At 50.0% G+C, this 382-nt stretch carries 1 protein-coding gene; it reads left to right on the top strand.

Going from position 1 to position 382, the window contains the following annotated elements:
• Positions 1-149: 149 nt before the first annotated feature.
• The coding region (locus A3729_RS10265) for a nicotinate-nicotinamide nucleotide adenylyltransferase (RefSeq protein ID WP_156497870.1) at positions 150-382 on the top strand (233 nt) is incomplete at its 3' end.

The following is a 382-nucleotide window of genomic DNA, read 5'->3' as shown; positions in this document are numbered from 1 at the left end:
AGAAATCGGCATTTCAACCGATAAGATTCACGCGCGTGGGCCGGTTGGTCTGCATGGCTTAACTTCGGAAAAATTTGTGGTGCTGGGCGATGGGCATATCCGTCAGTGAGGCCTGCATTAATTAGATTCCTTATGAGAAGTCTAACTTCGTGAAAGTTGTTTTCGGTGGTACTTTCGACCCGGTTCATGTTGGTCATTTGCGCATGGCCACCGAGCTTGTCTCGGAACTGGGTGTCAACAGTGTCGACTTGATGCCTTGTTACCAGGCTGTGCATAAGGATAGTGTGTCGGCAAGTGCTGACTCTCGCCTTGAAATGTTGAAGCTGGCGACAGCTCATGACTCGTGTTTGAATGTTGATGAGCGAGAGATTCGGCGGGGTTG

The sequence above is a fragment of the Oleiphilus sp. HI0043 genome, assembly GCF_001634935.1.
The sequence above is the reverse complement of the archived record's forward strand: the minus strand, read 5'-3'. Positions and strand labels throughout refer to the sequence as shown.